At 57.4% G+C, this 18,135-nt stretch carries 16 protein-coding genes, 1 tRNA gene and 1 pseudogene; 7 read left to right on the forward strand and 11 right to left on the reverse strand.

Translation table 11 applies throughout. The annotated features are described in order from the left end of the window. The first annotated feature begins 62 nt into the window (after positions 1–62). From ACYU0X_RS09660 to ACYU0X_RS09680, 5 genes are all read left to right on the forward strand, one after another. Positions 63–1,013: a LysR family transcriptional regulator gene (locus ACYU0X_RS09660; protein ID WP_461900440.1), complete on the forward strand. Its 951-nt coding sequence runs from the start codon at positions 63–65 to the stop codon at positions 1,011–1,013. A gap of 64 nt (positions 1,014–1,077) precedes the next feature. After that, positions 1,078–1,590: an Lrp/AsnC family transcriptional regulator gene (locus ACYU0X_RS09665; protein ID WP_418906757.1), complete on the forward strand. Its 513-nt coding sequence runs from the start codon at positions 1,078–1,080 to the stop codon at positions 1,588–1,590. A 186-nt stretch (positions 1,591–1,776) separates the two neighbouring features. Further along, positions 1,777–2,844: a histidinol-phosphate transaminase gene (gene hisC / locus ACYU0X_RS09670; protein ID WP_461900442.1), complete on the forward strand. Its 1,068-nt coding sequence runs from the start codon at positions 1,777–1,779 to the stop codon at positions 2,842–2,844. Further along, a complete protein-coding gene (locus ACYU0X_RS09675; protein ID WP_461900443.1) occupies positions 2,841–4,232 on the forward strand; it encodes an amino acid permease in 1,392 nt (463 codons plus the stop codon). The genes hisC and ACYU0X_RS09675 overlap by 4 nt, the downstream gene beginning before the upstream one ends. Before the next feature lie 186 nt (positions 4,233–4,418). Next, a complete protein-coding gene (locus ACYU0X_RS09680; protein ID WP_461900444.1) occupies positions 4,419–5,693 on the forward strand; it encodes a DUF4232 domain-containing protein in 1,275 nt (424 codons plus the stop codon). An 11-nt stretch (positions 5,694–5,704) separates the two neighbouring features. Here ACYU0X_RS09680 and ACYU0X_RS09685 read toward each other — a convergent pair whose 3' ends face one another. From ACYU0X_RS09685 to ACYU0X_RS09715, 7 genes are all read right to left on the reverse strand, one after another. Beyond that, entirely contained in the window at positions 5,705–6,406 is a 702-nt protein-coding gene (locus ACYU0X_RS09685; protein WP_461900446.1) for a DNA alkylation repair protein, read from the reverse strand. A gap of 64 nt (positions 6,407–6,470) precedes the next feature. Continuing rightward, entirely contained in the window at positions 6,471–7,097 is a 627-nt protein-coding gene (locus ACYU0X_RS09690; protein WP_418906762.1) for a GyrI-like domain-containing protein, read from the reverse strand. A gap of 8 nt (positions 7,098–7,105) precedes the next feature. Continuing rightward, entirely contained in the window at positions 7,106–8,095 is a 990-nt protein-coding gene (locus ACYU0X_RS09695) for a magnesium and cobalt transport protein CorA (protein WP_461900448.1), read from the reverse strand. Positions 8,096–8,311: 216 nt separating this feature from the next. Beyond that, positions 8,312–8,917, reverse strand: a complete 606-nt coding sequence (locus tag ACYU0X_RS09700) for a dihydrofolate reductase family protein (RefSeq protein WP_461900449.1) — start codon at positions 8,915–8,917, stop codon at positions 8,312–8,314. A gap of 143 nt (positions 8,918–9,060) precedes the next feature. Continuing rightward, complete coding sequence (locus ACYU0X_RS09705) at positions 9,061–9,438, reverse strand: hypothetical protein (protein WP_461900451.1); 378 nt, start codon at positions 9,436–9,438, stop codon at positions 9,061–9,063. A gap of 48 nt (positions 9,439–9,486) precedes the next feature. Further along, positions 9,487–9,759: a DUF2277 domain-containing protein gene (locus ACYU0X_RS09710; RefSeq protein WP_309406912.1), complete on the reverse strand. Its 273-nt coding sequence runs from the start codon at positions 9,757–9,759 to the stop codon at positions 9,487–9,489. Positions 9,760–10,504: 745 nt separating this feature from the next. After that, positions 10,505–11,959: an ApeA N-terminal domain 1-containing protein gene (locus ACYU0X_RS09715; RefSeq protein WP_461900453.1), complete on the reverse strand. Its 1,455-nt coding sequence runs from the start codon at positions 11,957–11,959 to the stop codon at positions 10,505–10,507. Positions 11,960–13,560: 1,601 nt separating this feature from the next. Here ACYU0X_RS09715 and ACYU0X_RS09720 point away from each other — a divergent pair. Continuing rightward, positions 13,561–14,493, forward strand: coding sequence for a restriction endonuclease (locus tag ACYU0X_RS09720; protein ID WP_461900455.1), 933 nt, complete (start codon positions 13,561–13,563; stop codon positions 14,491–14,493). Positions 14,494–14,824: 331 nt separating this feature from the next. Here ACYU0X_RS09720 and ACYU0X_RS09725 read toward each other — a convergent pair. Next, positions 14,825–15,016: pseudogene (locus ACYU0X_RS09725) on the reverse strand (IS3 family transposase); the annotation flags it as partial. On the opposite strand from ACYU0X_RS09725, the gene ACYU0X_RS09730 reads away from it, so the two are divergent. After that, positions 14,996–16,147 carry a DDE-type integrase/transposase/recombinase gene (locus ACYU0X_RS09730; protein ID WP_461900457.1) on the forward strand — a complete coding sequence of 384 codons (1,152 nt, stop codon included), beginning with the start codon at positions 14,996–14,998 and terminating at the stop codon, positions 16,145–16,147. The pseudogene ACYU0X_RS09725 and the gene ACYU0X_RS09730 overlap by 21 nt on opposite strands. A 48-nt stretch (positions 16,148–16,195) precedes the next feature. Here the strand turns inward: ACYU0X_RS09730 and ACYU0X_RS09735 are convergent. From ACYU0X_RS09735 to ACYU0X_RS09745, 3 genes are all read right to left on the reverse strand, one after another. Further along, positions 16,196–16,268 (reverse strand) — tRNA-Ala (locus tag ACYU0X_RS09735). A gap of 76 nt (positions 16,269–16,344) precedes the next feature. Continuing rightward, the gene (gene rsfS, locus ACYU0X_RS09740; protein WP_309406911.1) at positions 16,345–16,722 is read right to left on the reverse strand and encodes a ribosome silencing factor; all 378 of its coding nucleotides are present in this window, start codon (positions 16,720–16,722) and stop codon (positions 16,345–16,347) included. 53 nt (positions 16,723–16,775) lie between these two features. Continuing rightward, complete coding sequence (locus ACYU0X_RS09745; protein WP_461900459.1) at positions 16,776–18,074, reverse strand: hypothetical protein; 1,299 nt, start codon at positions 18,072–18,074, stop codon at positions 16,776–16,778. Positions 18,075–18,135: the final 61 nt, after the last annotated feature.

Consider the following 18,135-nt stretch of genomic DNA (forward strand, 5'->3'; position numbering starts at 1 on the left):
CTCCCACCGAGAATACGTCCAATGAATTATTCATGTGGTTTCGATAGCAATATGCTATAGCTATGAATCTTGAGCAGTTGCGCAGCTTCGCCACCCTCGCCGCGGTGGGTCACTTCACACAGGCGGCGGGTCAATTGCATCTGGCTCAACCCTCGCTCAGCCGCCAAATAGCCACCCTCGAACAGGATCTGGGCGCCGAGCTCTTTCATCGGGCCCGCGGAAATATCACGCTCACCGCCGCGGGTCAGGCGCTGCTCCCCCTAGCCACGCGCATGCTCGCCGACGCGGATCGGGTCCGCCGCGAAATGGCCGAACTCGCTGGTCTGCGCAAGGGCACAGTACGCTTCGGCGCCCCGCCATCACTGTGCATGAGCCTGCTCACCGATGTGCTGCACGACTTCCACAACCGGTACCCGGGCATTGAACTTCAGTTGCGCGAGGCTGGCTCCAAGACTCTTCTCGAAGAGCTCACCGCAGGTGTACTAGACATGGCATTGATCGTCTCCAGCGAGCACGGGATTGCCGACGGGAGCCTAGTGGACATCCCGCTACTTCGCGAAGAACTGGTGGTGATTTCCGATCTTGCCCGTTCACTACCCGGTCGCAACGGGCGGCTCACCCTCGGGGAGCTTGCCCCGTTGCCACAGATTGCATTGTCAACCAGCTACGACCTACGCTCGGCGACCGCCCAGGCCTATAACGCACGGGGCCTAACGCCGCATATTGTCCTTGAGGGCGTGGAAATGGACGCGGTCCTAGGCTTTGTGGAAAGCAAACTCGGCCTAGCCATCGTCCCGGCTACCGTTGCCATCAATCGGCCGCAACTGCGCACGCTTCGGCTCAGCGAACCACAAATGACCCGCACCCTGTCACTAGCCCATCGCCGTGATGTCAGCCTTTCCCCGGCCGCGGCAGCCATGGCCACCACGATTCGCCGGAGCGCTTTGCGTATGGCGCAGGAGAACGATGGGCTGATCTCACTGGATGAAGCCGCGCCCGAGGCCGGCGCGTAACCGATTACCGCCTACCACCGGTAGCCTTTTAGATGGCGCATAACTGGCGGAACAGAAGGAGAGCATGATGCGAATCGACAAGTTGGATGCCGCGCTAATCCGTCTGCTGACCGAAAACCCAAATCTGCCAGCCATGGAATGCGCCCGACGGCTGGGTGTCGCACGCGGCACCGTCACTAGTCGCCTGAGCCGCCTACACGAGGGCGGGGTTATCGAGGCCATCGTGCCTCGCATCCAACCCACGGGTTTCGACTACCAGCTGGTGGCCTTCTGCTCGGTGGAGATCATCCAGCGCTATGGCCACGAACCGGTGGCCGCGGCCCTCGCCGAATCCATTCCGGAAATCGTCGATATGTATACCGTCACCGGCGCCCACGATTTGCAGTTGCGCATTGTGGCGCGCAACGCCCAAGACCTACAGAGCATCTTCGATCGCATCAATCAGGTGCCCGGAGTAGCGCGCACCGCCTCGTCAATGGCCCTGCGCGAGCACTTCCAGGGGCGTACCTTGCCCCTGGTAGAGGCCTGTGCGCAACGCACGGAGACTTCCGAAAAAGCTATACAGACTGACCAGTAATTCGCGGCTAAAGCCACCCCAAGATGCGCAGTGTGCATAGTCGACCGAGCAACGATTGCACACGTGAGCCAACCCACTTACGCTCGTAGCCTGTGAGCTGATTCACGCAGGTTATGAGCGGCCACACCGGCGGTACAGATGCACCACCCCACTGCGGCCGGTTTCGAACGTCAGAGAGGACAGAACATGTCAATCAACCAGCGCCCCTCGCTGGCCGAAGTCCCGGCTTACCGTCAGGGCAAAGCCGCCGCTCCCGGAGCTTCGAAGCTGTCGTCGAATGAATCGCCGCACCCGCCCCTGGACTCTGTCGTCAACGCCGTGGCCGATCGCCTGCAGAACATTCACCGCTACCCGAGTATTGCGGCCACCGAACTCATCGGCGCCCTCGCCGCCGAGCACCACGTCCCGGCCGAGTGCATCACCTTGGGCGCCGGGTCCGTCGAAGTTGCCAGCCAGCTCATCCACGCGGTGGCTGCCGAGGGCGATGAGGTCATGTTCGCGTGGCGTTCGTTCGAGGCCTACCCTTCGCTGGTGCGCATCGCCGGCGCCACCCCGGTGATGGTGCCGCTCGATGCCGAGCACCGCCATGACCTTCAGGCCATGCTGGCGGCAATCACCGATAAAACTCGCCTGATCTTTATCTGCAACCCGAATAACCCCACCGGCACCGTAGTTGATGCTCAGGCACTGGATACCTTCATCGCCGCAGTCCCGCAGGATGTGTTGGTCGTAATCGACGAGGCGTACGTGCATTTCGACAAGTCCGAGGTGCGCGCCGAAGGACTTGCCATGTTTGCCAAGTATCCGAACGTCTCGGTGTTGCACACCTTCTCCAAGGCCTACGGGTTGGCCGGTCTGCGCATCGGTTATGCCATCTCCCCGCAGCCCGTGGCAGAAAACTTGCGCAAGGTCGCCATTCCCTTCGGCGTCACCGACCTCGCCCAGCATGCGGCACTGGCTTCGCTGGCCGCGGACGATGAGCTCAACGAGCGCATCGACGAAGTCGTCGCGCAGCGTGAACGCATGCTTCAGGGCTTGCAGGACGCCGGCTACCCCGCGGTGGCCTCGCAGGCGAATTTCGTGTGGGTCGCAGCAGGTGAAAACACCACCGAGCTCGAGGCCCGACTGGCCGCGGGCGGCGTGGTCGTGCGCGCCTTCCCCGGAGAAGGTCTGCGTATTTCCTCCGGCACCGCCCACGATGTTGATCGTGTCCTTGCGGCGCTGGCCCCGGTTTTGGAAGGTAGCACGCTTTGAGCATCAGCAAACTTGAACAGAAGACGGCGCCGGAGAACGGAAGCCTGCACGCGGGGCTGACGCAGCGTCAGATCTCGATGATGGGCCTGGGCGGCGCCATCGGCGCCGGCCTGTTCGTCGGTTCCGGCCAGGCGATCGCGATCGCCGGTCCGGCGGTGCTGATTTCCTACCTGCTCGCTGGCACCGTGGTGATCATCATCATGGCCATGCTGGCCGAAATGGTCGCGGCCGACCCCTCCTCCGGCGCCTTCTCCACCTTCGCGCATAAGGCCATGGGCCGCAGCGCAGGCAGCACCGTGGGCTGGCTGTACTGGATACAGCTGATTGTGGTGGTGGCGGCCGAGGCCACGGGTGCCGCGGCAATCGTCGCCAGTTGGTTCCCGGGCATCGCCCAGTGGATCTGGGTGTTAATCTTCGTGGTGGCGCTCACCGGCGCCAACCTGCTAGGCGTGGGCAACTACGGAAAGTTTGAGTTCTGGTTCGCCTTCATCAAGGTCGCTGCCATTATTGCCTTCCTCGCCTTCGGCGTCATGGTACTAACCGGGATTATCCCCACCGATCACCCCGTTGGTTTTGCGAACTTTGCGGCCCACGGTGGCTTCGCTCCGGCCGGAATGACCGGTATCGCCGCCGCCTTGCTCATCGTGATCTTCTCCTTCGGTGGCACCGAGGTCGTTTCCATCGCCGCAGCCGAATCCGATGATCCACAGCGCAATATCAAGCGCACCGTCTCGCAGGTCATGCTGCGTATCCTGTTCTTCTACCTGGGTTCGATCATCGTTATCGTTGCGGTTTTGCCGTGGAATGCCCCGGAGATTGTTGACGGCCCGTTCTCGGCCGTCCTCGGTGTGATGAACGTTCCCGGCGTGGAACTGATTATGAGCGCCATTGTGGTCATCGCCCTGCTGTCGGCCATGAACGCGAACATCTACGGTTCCTCACGGATGCTCTTCTCCCTAGGGAAGCGCAAACTGGCTCCGAAGCAGGTTACTCACGTTACCGGTCAGGGCGTCCCCGCCAATGCGGTACTTTCCTCCGTTGCCTTCTCCTTCCTGGCCGTCGGGCTGAACTGGATCTGGCCGGATGCGGTAATGCCGATGTTGCTCAACGTGGTCGGCTCCACGATCATCGTGATTTGGTCATTCATCGCGGTCACTCAGTTCATTTTGCGGCGACGAGCCGAGCGTAACGGTGAGACCCTACCGATGAAGCTATGGGGCTTCCCATACCTCTCCATTGCGACAATCGCGGCGATGGCGGCCATCGTGGCCATTGCGATGACCGATGCCACGGCACGTACCCAGTTGCTGCTCACCGGTGGTCTCACCGCCGTGCTGTGGGCAGTCTCGAAGTTGTTCCTCCGCGACGGCGTTGAGGCGCGGCGCTAGTCCGACACCAGCTCATCGCACAGAAAATCCCCTGTTCGACCCAATGATTCGAACGGGGGATTTTCTCGTACCCGGTCATAGCCACATTCTTCTTGATAGCGTGAAGCCATGAACTTCCGTGGTTGTCGCACCTTAGCGCTTACCTGTCTTCTGGCACTGCCCTTACTTGGGTGTACGACCCCAAGCGTGACTAGCGTTTGCCAAGAACACCCCGAGATCTGCGATTCCCTCGACCAGGCCCGCTCCTTGGATGGGGTTCGGGACCTGTCCACGAGTACCGACGTACTTTCACACGATGGACTGGACGAAGACTCCCTCTTGTTTTCGGTCACGGCCGTTCTCGACGAAAATCTTCCGCCAGAACGGGCCGGGTCCACGGCGCAGCAGATCTACTATCTCCTCGCGAATGCTTTCGCGTCCGAGCGGAATATCGCTTGGCATGCTGAAGTAAATGCTGGAGTCACCCCCGGCGAGCCGCGGCCGGTACTCGACGTCGCGCTGAACGAAGACAGCGATCAGCAGGTTCGACAGTCGTTTGTCCTCATGCAGGCCGGGGCTATCGACGTCCACGCCAACTCTGCCGAAGTATCCGACGCCGCCACACTCGGTCGCCTCGCTGAACTCGCGTACGCGCAACATTTTCAGGTCGAATTACGCACCACCGATGACAGCCTGCGGTACACCGTCTGGGGTGAACCCGACCTTGAAAAGCTCAAGTTGTTTCTCGAGGTGGCAGGCCTGGATTCCGTGGCAACCGCCGGAATGGACCCTTCCAAGCTCAGCGTGAACCTGGCCGAAAATAGTTCGGCGAGAAACCACGAGGAACTTGAACGGTGGCTGAAAGACCACCGGCCGTTGCGCACCGACCCGCTGCCTTTCATCCTCTTCAGCCCGTCCTATGAGGTACTCGCCGAGGGCTGGCTCGGCGATAAGAAGCCCTCACATTTGATTCCCAAGCCCGTCGTAGCACCCGAAGGAGTCACCCCGTGGCCGCAGGATCCCCGGGCTCCGGACTGCACCGACCAGGATCTCGTCGTGGCTCCGGCCGGTTCCGATGCGGCCGCCGGGTCACGATTTCTACAACTGAACGTGCAGAATGTTTCCTCTCGAACCTGCGCGCTCGAGGCCACACCAGATATCCGTTTCATCAATACCAAGGGAAACTTGCAGAAAGACGTCACCCTCGAACCGATGCCCAACGTCTTGGCCGAAAGAATCGCGATCCCGGCCGGAGAATCGGCGATGTCCGCGGTGAAATGGTCCGCGGCCTCCACCACGCTGGATCCTGACGTCACCACGAGACTTGAGGTACGGACCACGGAACAAGGTCTCCACGTAGACGTGCCGCTCATTACCAACGGAGAGCGACAGACCCTCGACATACTCGATGGTTCCACGGTTTCCGTAAGCCCTTGGGTCCAAGCAATGAAGGGGTGGGGTACGCCGAGACCCGCCGAGTAAGTCCCGCCCCCCTATCCGGCTTGCTGGGCAGCACGCCGCGCGACGATTTCCTCAATCCACACCGGGGCAAACGGTGAGGTGCACCCCGGTGGCGTGGGATAGTCGGCGAGTACGCCTAGTTCATGACCGATCCGAACCGCGCGTTCGCGCAGTGGCTCGCGTTCGATGCCGATAGCCGCAAGGGTGTTGTTCATTGCCCACTGCAACCGTTCGGGTGCGTGTTTCATCTGTGCTTCGATTGTGTCCAACAGGGCTGGCAGGTCCAGCACGTCGGGAGCCTTGGCGACCTGAAAGGCGGTCAATTCCCATCCGGCACTCGCTACCTCCGGCGTAGGGTCAGCAATCCACGACTGGCGGGCCTGTTCCAAGAGCTTTGATTTTTTCACGACGTAACTCAGAAGCCAGTCTTGCACTTTGGGGGTGGGTTCCTCACGGAGCCACCGGTCGAGGTCTTCGAGCGTAAATAGCCGCGGTTTACAGATCAAAATCGCCACTAGCCGCGTTGTGGGGTCCTTCGATGCCCACAGCGCGCCGGCTAGCTCGTGGTTGCTTTTCAACGACTTGGCAATGGCGCGAACGGTTCCGAGGTTCACGGCAATGTTGTTGCCATGTTTGAGATTCACGGCGAGAATCTTCTCGTCGGCAGCGTCGGCCAATGCCGCCTGCACCTCGGCAACGGTACTTTCCGGTGTGAGCTCGGTTCGTGAGTTCATCTGATGCTCTCTTCGCTCGGTATCCAACGTCGGTCTTCTCTCGGTGATCCACGTAAGGGCCGTATCAGGTCGATCTCCGCACGGGTTGGCGCAATATGGTGCGTAGTTTCTCTGGCGCAGCTCGCCGCGGATCGCTCAAATAGATCTCGTGGTGTCGTCCAGTGAGCTCGAGGCCATGTTGTGGGATGAATTCGTGGTGCATGTGCTCGAGCAACGGTCCTTCATCATCGTACGGTCCAAGGTGTAAGGCCTGGACGCACTGACCTTCATCGAGTTCCACGACCCGTACCCGGTGCACCGCCTCGGGTGGCGAGGATTTGTGCGCTACCCGCTGGATCGCTGCTTGAGCATCGGCGTCAGTCATCCATGAGGGAATCAGTAGCATCATGCTCCACTGCCATTTCGACTTGTCGCGCCGTCGTGTGAACGAATCCATATCCTCGGCCCACCACAACCCCTCGAGCGGTGGCACCACATAATCTTGCCCGCGGTCTTTGCTGGCGAACTTGAGAGCATATGCCACGGGATACAGCGCCTGCAACGCCTGCCGGTAATCCTCGGCCGTATTTGGGTCGCCGGAGCCGTCAACCACGAAGTATCGGGTCGGGGCCGTGGTGATCAACGTCGGGCTCCCAACGGACGCCTGATAACCGGGCAGGATCTTTTTGAAGTCGACCTTTGGTTGCGCCATTGCTCTACTCAGAACCAGTTACGTCGCTTGAACACGACAAAGAGGGTCACGGTGAAACCCAGCATGACGATCAGGGCTGCCGGGTAGCCAAAGGCCCAGTGCAGTTCGGGCATGTGGTCGAAGTTCATGCCATAGATGGCGCCGATGAGCGTAGGTGCGAAGAGAATGGCAGCCCATCCGGAGATCTTCTTCATGTCCTCGTTTTGCCGTTGTGCCACCAACGTGGCGTTGACGCTCAAGATCTGGCTCAGCGCCTCGCGATATTCGCCAATTTGAACATTGGCACGCTTCAAGTGGTCCAAGACGTCCTGTAAATAGGCCTGCAACTGTTCGGGAACGTTGTACTTCTCAAAACCGCTACGAATCCCCCGCACCACCTCGAGCATGGCCATCGTCGCATGTTGCATGTCGATGACTTCTTGACTCAACCGGTAGATACGTTCGGCCACGGCAGCATCCCCGCTAAAGACCTGCCGTTCGACTTGCTCTTTATCGATGCCCAGGCCCTGGAGCACAGGCTGGTAGCCATCGACCATCTCGTCGAGTAGCCGATAGAGCACCGCTTCGGGCCCTAGACCGAGCCGCGCGTCATCGGCCAGGGCGGTGCGGGTACCTCCAGCGATTCCCTCGGCCACGCTGGCCTCCAACGCTTCCCCGCGAGTTCCGTCGATCCAGCGCCGATCTTGGCAAAGTACCGCAAGAGCGTTAGGGCGCATCAGGATATGAAATTCCGAGAATTCGACTTCTTCGGACTCGTCGATATACCGCGCGGAGCGCAGCACCAGAAAAACAACATCCCCATAGCGTTCGAGCTTGGGACGCTGTCGGGCGTGAAGCAAATCATCGGCCAAGACCGGGTGCAGCTGCCACGCCGCAATGAGCGCATGGATATCCTCGTGGGTCGGCGCTGGATAGAGCGACAAGGCCATCCGATGGGTACCGGCCGCCGCATAGGCCAGAGCCTCATCCGCCGTGGTCACTTCTGGCCGCTCGGTCATTTGTCCGTTCTCAACACAACGAAAGACCGGGGACACCGCCGTGGACGTGGTCGGCGAGGCTTTGCGGCCCAGTTCATGCCGCGGCCGATGCGGTCCAGGGGACATAGATACTCCAATGCTTCAGATGCTGTTTCGATCCTACGCGATGCCTGCCCCACGGCCGGGAAGTCCGCATTTTGGGTACGAGCAAATTCTCTGTCCCAGAATCAGAACACCTCATGCTCCGCTCTTTTGGGGAAACCTGTACGTCGAATGGGTGACGAGCGGATCGGCCCGTGAATGAATCGGCACCGCATCGATCAAGGGAACCTCATCAAAGAGGCGTGCCCCGGCGCCGAGGAGAATTGGCGCAATATGCAGACGCAGTTCGTCCAATAAGCCAGCGGCAAGGAATTGGTTGATGGTTTGCGCCCCACCGGCCACGGCGATATTGCGTTCCGCAGACACCTCACGTGCGCGCTCTAGGGCTTCGTGCACTCCCCCGGTGACAAAATAGAACGTGGTGCCCCCGCGCATAGGGATCGGTTCCCGTTCATGGTGCGTCAGCACGAATACCGGAGCATGATATGGCGGTTCATCGCCCCACCAGCCACGCCAGATCTCATCCCACACTCCACGTACCGGACCAAACATGTTGCGTCCCATGATGAACGCACCCGCATCGACGATGGCCTCAACTTCAGCGAGATTCTCCTCGCGGCGCTCGAACATCCAACGGTGTAATTCTTCACCGCCGATCCCCAGCGGCTCCTCTCGCGACTGCTCGGGTCCAGCCACGAATCCATCCAATGAGACCGTAACGTCACAACAAACAATCCCCACGGCTTATCCCCTTTGTTCCGGTCGGCGTAGTCCCACGGCCCACGCTAGACCCGAGAGCCATGGACGGCAAGCGACACGGCCCCGTCGGGACGGTGCCGCGCCGCTACACACCACCCACCGGCCATCTCGCGGGTGTAAACACATTAGCTTAGGGCTATGGCCCAGGTTGCGAGGGCAAGAACGACGGTGGTCGGCGTCATCGTCCACCGCTCGGAAGGGCTGCGCGAGATGGCATTCATGCCGACACCAATAACGAGATATGCGAACAGCACCCACGTCAAAACTCGCACAACGGGCGACTCGCCTCCGGGCAGCACGCCGGCGCGACTCGACAGTAGTGCGGCGAAACCGACGTAAAGCAGCACTGCGATGAGGCTACCGACGCGCAATTTTGGTGGCAGTCTGCGATGCTGACCGCCCCAGACGAAGCGTCCATAGGGTAAGCCGAGTGCAACTAAGACTTGAAAGATTCCAAGGACGGCAAACAGGACCAGCGCCGCAGTCAGGGCCACGTGAACCATCACTTTGTTCCTTCCGCTCGGTTTCTAAAGGAACTATCCGTGACGCTACTACTGATACCGTCCTGAAGCGACGGCGCGGGCACGTGCTTTCGCGGCTTCTTCTTCGCGATTCTTCGGCGGACGCGTAGCCACCAGATCATCGAGTAGATGTTGCGTCGCATGCGCGATCTCGCCTACGGCGCGGTCGAAGGCCTCCTGGTTGGCTTTCGACGGCTTCGTCGTCCCGGCGATCTTTCGTACGTATTGCAAGGCGGCGGCGTGCACCTCTTCGGCTGTCGCGGCTGGCTCGAAGTTATGCAGGGTATGTATATTGCGGCACATACCAGCATGCTACTGCCGGTCCTCGCGACTCGATAGTGTGCTGAAGTTGCTCACCTGCAGAGATACGAGGCGTCCTATAGGGAGTATTCGAGAGCCGGTAGTCTTCCTGCGCGCGGGTACACCCGGCTAGGAGGCGGGCCTTGTAAGGCGTACTGAATCCAGCGTCGAAACCACCCGAAAACCAAACGACACATCTGCCGTGCACAAAGCAAGCGCCGCGCTGGGGTTCAGCGCCCAAGCAATTGCGGGTTAAAGAATATATCTCGGCATCTCCTCTAAACAAGCTACTGAGATATTCCAGTTGGTGGAGGCGATCCAACAGATTTCACCGCGTGCTTACCACTATCGTCAACTCACTGCGCCGCTAAGACAATATTGCTCAGAACTCACAAAACGCAGCGAACGTGCAGGGAACCGTCGGCACCCGCAAAGAGTGAAACTGCGCATTAATGACAAGCAGACTCGTGATTTACTGGAGCGCTACAAGTCCGGTGAATTAAGCGCGTTATTAGCGAACGCATCTGCGATATCGAAACCAGCATCGTAGCGTTACTGGACGAGCACAGAATACCGGCGCGCGATCGCCGTATATCCTCATCGAACCAGCAATTAGCCATAAGCTTGTATCAGAGTGACTTGTCTCTTACCAAAACCGGCGAGAAGAATGGCGCATCTGCAAGTGCAGTCAGAAATATACTCATACGCAACGACATCGCCATCAGAAAACCCTAAAAATCTCAAGCTACTACTTTAGGGCACGACTCAACGCTGCACTAGGCGCGCCTACTACTCGCAATGTCTCGGAACGTGCAATCCTATCAAGAATATTGGCAAGCTCTTCAAGATCACGCGGATCATAGCTCGCTGACCCATGTGATAGATCATTGCGCAGTTTGACCAGTACGGACTCAATTATAATTTCGCCAGAATCACCTTGTGTAGTATGAATTTGTTGAGCAATCTCCGTTGCAATTAGATCCGGTCTAAGATCAATTGACAGAGAATCTAGTATCCGACGTAGCGCATCCTGCAATCCACTCATAGGCCTCTTCTGCAAGTTCTTTTTTATGAATCTGAAATCCGATTTTTCAATCTGAGATTGATCAAAGAACTCAATCGTGGATTGCTCGACCCTCTCAAGTACTCGCGTTCGCTTTTCTGTATACTGAACTTCTCGCGCTTGTCTTTCAGCTTCTGTTTCGTACCCAAATAGACCTTCTAATGCCTGCAAATAAAGCAAAACTCTAGAGCGGGGATGCTCTTCTGAAATGGTCAACATGGTTCCGAAAGTTTCCAGCAGTGGATGCCGAGCATCAACTTGCTGTTTCCAGTTTTCCAATAGACTCAAAAGGCTACAATTGTCTTCAGTTAGATCAAGCGCCGGTTGCAATGCCCTAACTCTGCGGGTATTACTATTTTGTGGATTTTGCGTGATTCCAAGCCCAAATACTTGATCTTTAGCTGCTCCAGCATGATCTGCACTCTGTGCGGCTAGGAAGCTATGAACGTTACTCGTATCTTTGATGATCAGCGACATTAGTCTACGCAAGGGCGAGACCCACGTTGTCCACCAGTCCTCAGCACGCATGGCCTTATCCGACGACAACGTCAACACAGCGCCAGATACGATACGAAATTCATAGGGATCCCCGGAAGTAATCGAATAACTGAAGCCCAACTTCATGCACATGAGATCAGACTCCCATGTCATCACGCTTTCTTTATTCAACTCCGCTGACCACGTACGGTTTTCTTCCAAATCACGCGGAAAACTCGTTCGTTGAATAGGCGCTATCCCGAATACGGCATCCAACCCATCCATCTGGACTGTGATCGAACCGTATTTTCTAGCTTCGGCGCTTGATAAGTTATTACGCGACAAAACCGCAAATGCACCTCGAACAGTGCCCTGTCCCAAAAAGTGGTATTCAACCCATCCATTCATCAGGGCAACAGAGCCTCCATTCGCCAGCCGCCCATATAAGACATCAAATTCATATTGCTGAGGAAATGCATATGCGCCGTTAGAACTCTCTAGCGGGAGATCCCCATATAAAGTTCCATGAGGATACCTGCCAAGCTCGAGAGAAAGCAAGCCAGATAACTCGACTCTCTCTCCACCCTTATCTTTAACGAACCACGTGCATAAAAATTCTCCGTACTCGAATGGTAATTTGTGCGCGACAGGCTCTTTATTCATCGGCCCTTCTCTCTGAACAGCATTTATTAGACGGTGATTATCGAAAACATGCGCCCTAAACCCCAAAGAATCGTTCGAAGAAAACAAACACCCTTTTAATAATACGGCGTTTTTCTCTCCATAATTCCTCCCCTTCGAGAACCGAGGAACCGGCCGTACAATCTTTTCAACCCAGTGCTCATCATGCGCATCAAACCATCAATAAACAGAAGATCAGCATATCCGAGCGCCTCCTCACGTTTCAGGTTCTCATCCCGGTTGAGCTGCTAGCTACCTTTGCGTCACCGTATCTTCCGCCTGATTTCTCCGGGGCGACACTGCGCACTAAAGCTGTTTATCTATTAGACACGTTACTCCTTGCCGTGGAAAGAGTTTGACTAACGTCAGATCGCTGCAGAAGGGAATGAGTCGATTACGCGTTGTCAGGCTGATGCCGAAGGTTGAATCCCGCATATTTCAGGTCCTTGTGACAAGCACATGGGTTTTCTCGGAGAGCCCCGCAAAACATGCGAGGTTGTCCGGTTTCTATTGGACAAAGTAACTAATTCGCGAGCTTCGCCGCAAAAAACGCTCAGGCCGCGCAGGCGACTTTGCTGGATATCACTGGTTGCGGTGAGCTAGCTTCTCTTGGCTTAAGCCACACTGCAGGCGCAGCTTTTGCAGGTTGAGCCCTAGCGCACGCGTATCGTCCCCGATGAGACGGTGGACCGCTTCTTGAGCGGCACCCTTCCACCATGTAGCGCCAGGGTTTATACGAGGGATTCGAGTCCGTACCGCCAGAGCCACACGAACGGACACTTTTCGACCAAGCAAGAGTAAACGAGAACGACTCGTACCTGACTAATGCCCAAGAGCACCACAAGTCCCGCAAGGGGCTCATTATTGGCGTGAGCGCCGTCGCTGCCTCAGCCATAGCCGTTTGCGGCATTTGACTTGGCGCCACCGTTTCTGCAACGAACAACGAGTGCACACCCCCAGTAACCGCGCAAAGTGCGGAAGCGCCAGTTAACCCTGGCCAAACTGCCGAGCCAACGTCAGCCAAGCGCTACCAATTCACTCTTGGAGCCATCCTTCAGGATCGACTGCACCGTCAATACCGATCTTGCTCCGGACAGCATCAGGTCGAGCCTCCGGGTCTGTTGGGGCCGAGCGCCCAAGGTAGAATTGGGGGTCGTGAATAGCTCGGCTGACATGCCAATCGTGCGAGTTTGCGAATTGCTTTATTCCCACTTTCGAAAACGTCATGACCCCAGCTGAGAGTTGAAAATCCTGAGATAATTCGTATATGAGATTCTGTAACATTTCCACCCTGCAAGGCAACAGTAGTTGAACAGGGAGTATATCGTCGTGAAGATGGGGCTGAGGACGCGCCGGCACATCAACATTGCTCAAGCTGACACCTCTCATGCAGGTTAGCCTAGTTGATAGGTGAATGACATGCGCGACCACCTTCTCTCCGTGAAGAAGCTAGAGAACATTGCTGAGGTGTTGGGCGCTGAGACGAGAGAAACATTCAGGAATAGATCAGCTTGTTCCCGAGTTCAACTTTCATGCGTCATTATCCATGAGCGCACCAGCCCGTATTTGAGTAGAATCGGATTATGTCCGACAAACATATTTCGCGCTCAATAGCCAAACCACTTGTGGAGGCCCTGAGGACTGTCTACTGGTACAAAGACGACCTCAAGGCCTTTCTGCGAGATACATTGTCGGTTAATCACCCAGCGCTAAGACATCTAGACCTTAAGCAGTACAAATGGCAGATGGCTGATACAGCGGTGCGCTTCTTGCTTGATAACCAATCAAAATATTTTGATGATCTTCTACGGCTCTTACTCACAGTCGACGATATAACCGATCCTGGTTGGCTCAAATCGACTCAAGATGGCGAAAAGCACTATCAAGATGCTATTCAGGCTCTCGAGACCCTTCACACTAACGTCGCACCTTACCGCGCCTTGAAGACCGATGCTGAGCAGGCACGCGAGCGTCAGGAGAAGGCAAGACGAGACGAGGAGCGTCGGAAGTCTTACCAAAGTGGACTCCAGGGTTTGAAGGACGAGTTTCACGAGATCTCTCAGCTAGCTGCCCAGGCGCGTGGCTACGCGCTCGAAAAACTTCTAACGAAGACATTCGACTTCTTTGATATCGAGGCGCGTGGGTCTTTCCGCATTACAGGCGAGCAGATAGATGGCGCTTTCACATTAGATGGCACGGAATTTCTGCTCGAGGCCAAATGGCAGAAAGAGCTTGCCGCATTATCAGATATTCACGCATTCTCGGGCAAGATCGACTTCAAATTGGACAACACACTTGGCTTGTTCGTCTCTATTGATGGATTCCAGCCCAATGCTATTGAGAAACTAAACGGCGCCGGGAGGTCTCGTATCATCCTCATGACTGGCGCAGATCTGGCCGCAGTATACGATGCTCATATTCCGTTGAAGGACTTGTTGACACGCAAGAAGCAACATGCGGCCCAAACTGGGGAAGTTAACCTGAACGCATGGTCAATTATTTACCAGGATTCCTAGCACGTTTCTCGACGTAGCGGATTGAACAAACAATCATTGGAACTCCGCGAAAGGGCCGAATGGCCGGGCTCACTGCACCACTCTACGTCACAATGGAGGATATATTAAATGAAAGACAAGAATGCATGCAGGAAAATAGGTAAAGTCCCGCGAAAGGGAAAAGCTATGCTAATGTTTGCATCCGAGGTATTTAGTGTATTCACTGGAGACGGGTAGCTGTACGGCTGCACCAGAACCAACCGTCGAAGTACCCATAATCCCTAGCCAAACTGTCGTGTCTACTCTAGCACCAACCGAGCCAGAAGTATCACCAAACTGTCTCCAGCTCGGCTACGTCTGGCCATGAACGGAAGTAAAACATCTCGTACTTGAGCCTGCCGTAGAATCCTTCACACTCCGAGTTGTCCGGTGAGCACCCCTTCTTGGACATTGACCTAGCGAGATTCTCGGTGCGTGTCATCGTGATCCAGGAGTTGGAGCGATAGCGCGTTCCACGGTCGGAATGTATGACCAGTTCCCGCCCCGACAGCCGCGGCCAAGACGCCAACGCATCTACCAATTACTCAAGGCCTACGATACCGGCGGCGATGAGGCCCTCGAACCACGCAGCCGGCGTCCGCACTCAAATTCCCGGGCCACCCCCCAGACGATCGCACAGCTGATCGTTAGCCTCCGCCTTAAGCTCACCGACGCCGGACTGGATGCAGGCCCCTTGACCATTCAGTACCACCTGGCCAAGGCCGGGGTGCAGGTCCCCTCAACCTCCACCGTCCGTCGGATCCTACACGCCCAGGCACTGATCGTGCCCGACCCGAAGAAACGCCCACGCAGCTCCTACCACCGATTCCAAGCCGAACAACCCAACGAACTCTGGCAGTCGGACTTCACCGAAGACACCCTCGCGAACGGGCAGAAAGTCGAGATCATTCACTGGATCGACGACCATTCACGCTATCTGCTGCACTGCTCGGTCCATCCGGTGATCACCACGGACATCGTGATCAAGACCTTTACCCGATGCCTCAACACCTACGGGCCCCCGCAAAGCACCTTGACCGATAACGGGACCGTGTACACCACCCGGCTCTTGAAAGGGATCAACAGATTCGAAAAACTCTTACTCACCTTGGGGATCCAGCAGAAAAACGGGCGCCCGAACCACCCGCAAACCCAAGGCAAAGTCGAACGGTTCCACCGCACCGAGCACCTCTGGGTCAAAGCCCACCCGAAACCGCAGAGCATCGAGGAGCTCCAGAACATCCTGGATGACTTCCAGCGCGTCTACAACACCGAACGCCCCCACCGCTCCCTCGACCGCAAAACACCGAACGAGTGGTACCACCGTACGCTCAAGGCGCGGCCCCAAGCATGGAAAGTTACCAGAGACCGAGACTTTCGGATCCGGCACGATCGCACCGACGCCGCTGGCAAAGTCACGTTGCGCCACGACGGAGTCCTACACCACCTCGGGGTTCGGAAAGTCAACGCACGCACGAAAGTCGTGATGATTATCGATCTCGAGGAAGTGATTGTCGTAGAAGCCGAAACCCGAAATATCCTCAGTCGCCACAGAATCGACCCGAGCCGGAACTATTGGCCCGACATACAGAAAATCCCCGGCCGTTGGCCGGGGATTCCCGATGATACTTTGTAAAGCATGTCGCGACTCATGTGTAAACCATGTCGCGACTCTTCACATCTGTGGAGGTAAGGGGATTCGAACCCCTGACCTTCTGCATGCCATGCAGACGCGCTACCAACTGCGCCATACCCCCAGAAGGATTTGCCACCCTGATCAGGCAACTCAATAACTATATATGAGCTCCTGCGCGCAATGCAAATCCGCTGCCACTAGTGGCTTTCGGTGACCTCTGCAGGCAGTTCAATGACCGGGCAATCCGCCCACAGACGCTCCAGCGCATAGAAAACGCGGTCTTCTTGGTGCTGTACGTGAACCACAACGTCACCGTAGTCCAATAGCACCCAACGCCCCTGGCCGAAGCCTTCGCGGCGAACCGGTCGAATCCCGAATTCCTCGAGGACCTTTGCGTGGATCTCATCCACGATGGCATTTACCTGAGGCTCAGAGCCTCCGGAGACGATCAAGAAGGCGTCGGTTACACCCAGACGCTCGGCTACGTCTAGGGCAACCTGATTTTCTGCCTTCTTCTCTGCGGCGGCCAAGGCGGCCACCTTGACTAGGGCAATCGAGTCTGCGTGAGCTCCCATATAGGTGAGTCTCTCCTTTTGATTCAATGACGAGTGATTTAAGTGATCAGTGCTTAAGAGAGAGCATTGATCAGCATGACGATTCCGGCAATCAGCGCGACGCCGCCGACCGAGAGCGCGGCAATCATGGTAATAAGCATGTTGTTGGCTCGACGCACACCTTGGGTCTGCACATCCAGCGGATCGAGACCGTGAGCGTTGACCGCCTCCAGGCGAGGCATCTCGATATCCCGCGGGGCCGCTGGCGCTGCCGCCTGCTTTTTCCCTGCTGGCTTATCGGCCGCAGGAGCCTTGGCGGGTTGCTTTGGCGCAGCACTTGGCTTCTTGGCGTTTGATGCGCCCTTATCGCTAGCTGGCTTTGCCGGAGTACTCTTCTTCACGGCCGGGGCCGGCGCTGCGGGTTTCGCCGCGGGTTTAGGTGCAGGCTTGGCCGCCGGCTTCGGCGCTGGCTTGTCGGCGGGTTTCGCCGGCGACTTTGCTTCTGCCGAGTCCTTGGACTCGGTCTTCTTCTCCGCGTCCTTTGCCTCTTGACCGGCAACGGTCAACGAGACACTTTCGGTTTTCGGCCCCGACACTCCGGTACGCGCGATGCGCTCTTCGGCTTCACGGATATTGCCCATGGCCCCGGTAAATGGATCGGAGAGTGATTCGTCGTCCTTGCCAGCCTTGGCGTTCTCGACGCGTAGTCGTTCACGTTCGGCGGCTCGGCGAGAAATAATGGCCGCGCGGGCCGCCATTTCACGCTGATGGGCTAGGACTTCGAGGTCGATCTCGCTATCGTCGTCGCCCAAGAGCTTCGGGTCGATAGGCGGTGGAGTGGTCCCGTGGGCACGACGTGCGGCGAGGGCCTCCTCGACGCTCATCACGGTAGTTTCGGGTTCCGTGTCCGACGCCTCAGGCTTCTTGGAGGAAGCGGCAGGCTTGCTCTCCTGCGCCTTGGGCGCTTCGGCCTTACCTTGCTCGGCTAGTGCCTGCAGACGTAGCTGGCGACGAGTTAGCGGTTTGGGCTCATCGGCGGGAGCCACTGTGGGCTGATGGCTGGTGAGTGCACCCACTTCTTCCTGCAGCCGACGACGTTCGCGCAAGGCCTCACGGTCGCGGGCCCGTCGCCGAGAGGCGCGCTCCCCCAGTTGCTCTTCGCTGGCTGGCGCCGCTGGGGTCTCATTTTTGGGCGCACTGTCGGGGGTTTTCTCGGTGGCCTTAGGCTCTGGAGTTTCGTCCTTGACGGACTCCTCGGCTTGGCTACGAGCCTTCTTTTCGGCCTCGCTGTTGGCCAGCAGCGCTTCCATTTCGGCTCGCCGCTTTTCACGCAGAGCACGCCGGCTTGAAGCCGGCTGCGTGTTATCGCTCATCCTGTCCTTCTCCCGACCGCGTAGACAACCCGTCACCCTTACCTAAGAATTATGCCTTGAA

Source organism: Glutamicibacter sp. X7 (assembly GCF_054889245.1).

Coding starts and splice junctions, on each gene's coding strand:
- ACYU0X_RS09660 (WP_461900440.1), top strand. CDS start 63: ATGAATCTTGAGCAGTTGCGCAGCTTCGCCACCCTCGCCGCGGTGGGT.
- ACYU0X_RS09665 (WP_418906757.1), top strand. CDS start 1,078: ATGATGCGAATCGACAAGTTGGATGCCGCGCTAATCCGTCTGCTGACC.
- hisC (WP_461900442.1), top strand. CDS start 1,777: ATGTCAATCAACCAGCGCCCCTCGCTGGCCGAAGTCCCGGCTTACCGT.
- ACYU0X_RS09685 (WP_461900446.1), bottom strand. CDS start 6,406: ATGAACTCACGAACCGAGCTCACACCGGAAAGTACCGTTGCCGAGGTG.
- ACYU0X_RS09690 (WP_418906762.1), bottom strand. CDS start 7,097: ATGGCGCAACCAAAGGTCGACTTCAAAAAGATCCTGCCCGGTTATCAG.
- ACYU0X_RS09695 (WP_461900448.1), bottom strand. CDS start 8,095: ATGACCGAGCGGCCAGAAGTGACCACGGCGGATGAGGCTCTGGCCTAT.
- ACYU0X_RS09705 (WP_461900451.1), bottom strand. CDS start 9,438: ATGGTTCACGTGGCCCTGACTGCGGCGCTGGTCCTGTTTGCCGTCCTT.
- ACYU0X_RS09710 (WP_309406912.1), bottom strand. CDS start 9,759: ATGTGCCGCAATATACATACCCTGCATAACTTCGAGCCAGCCGCGACA.
- ACYU0X_RS09715 (WP_461900453.1), bottom strand. CDS start 11,959: ATGAATAAAGAGCCTGTCGCGCACAAATTACCATTCGAGTACGGAGAA.
- ACYU0X_RS09720 (WP_461900455.1), top strand. CDS start 13,561: ATGTCCGACAAACATATTTCGCGCTCAATAGCCAAACCACTTGTGGAG.
- ACYU0X_RS09730 (WP_461900457.1), top strand. CDS start 14,996: ATGTATGACCAGTTCCCGCCCCGACAGCCGCGGCCAAGACGCCAACGC.
- rsfS (WP_309406911.1), bottom strand. CDS start 16,722: ATGGGAGCTCACGCAGACTCGATTGCCCTAGTCAAGGTGGCCGCCTTG.
- ACYU0X_RS09745 (WP_461900459.1), bottom strand. CDS start 18,074: ATGAGCGATAACACGCAGCCGGCTTCAAGCCGGCGTGCTCTGCGTGAA.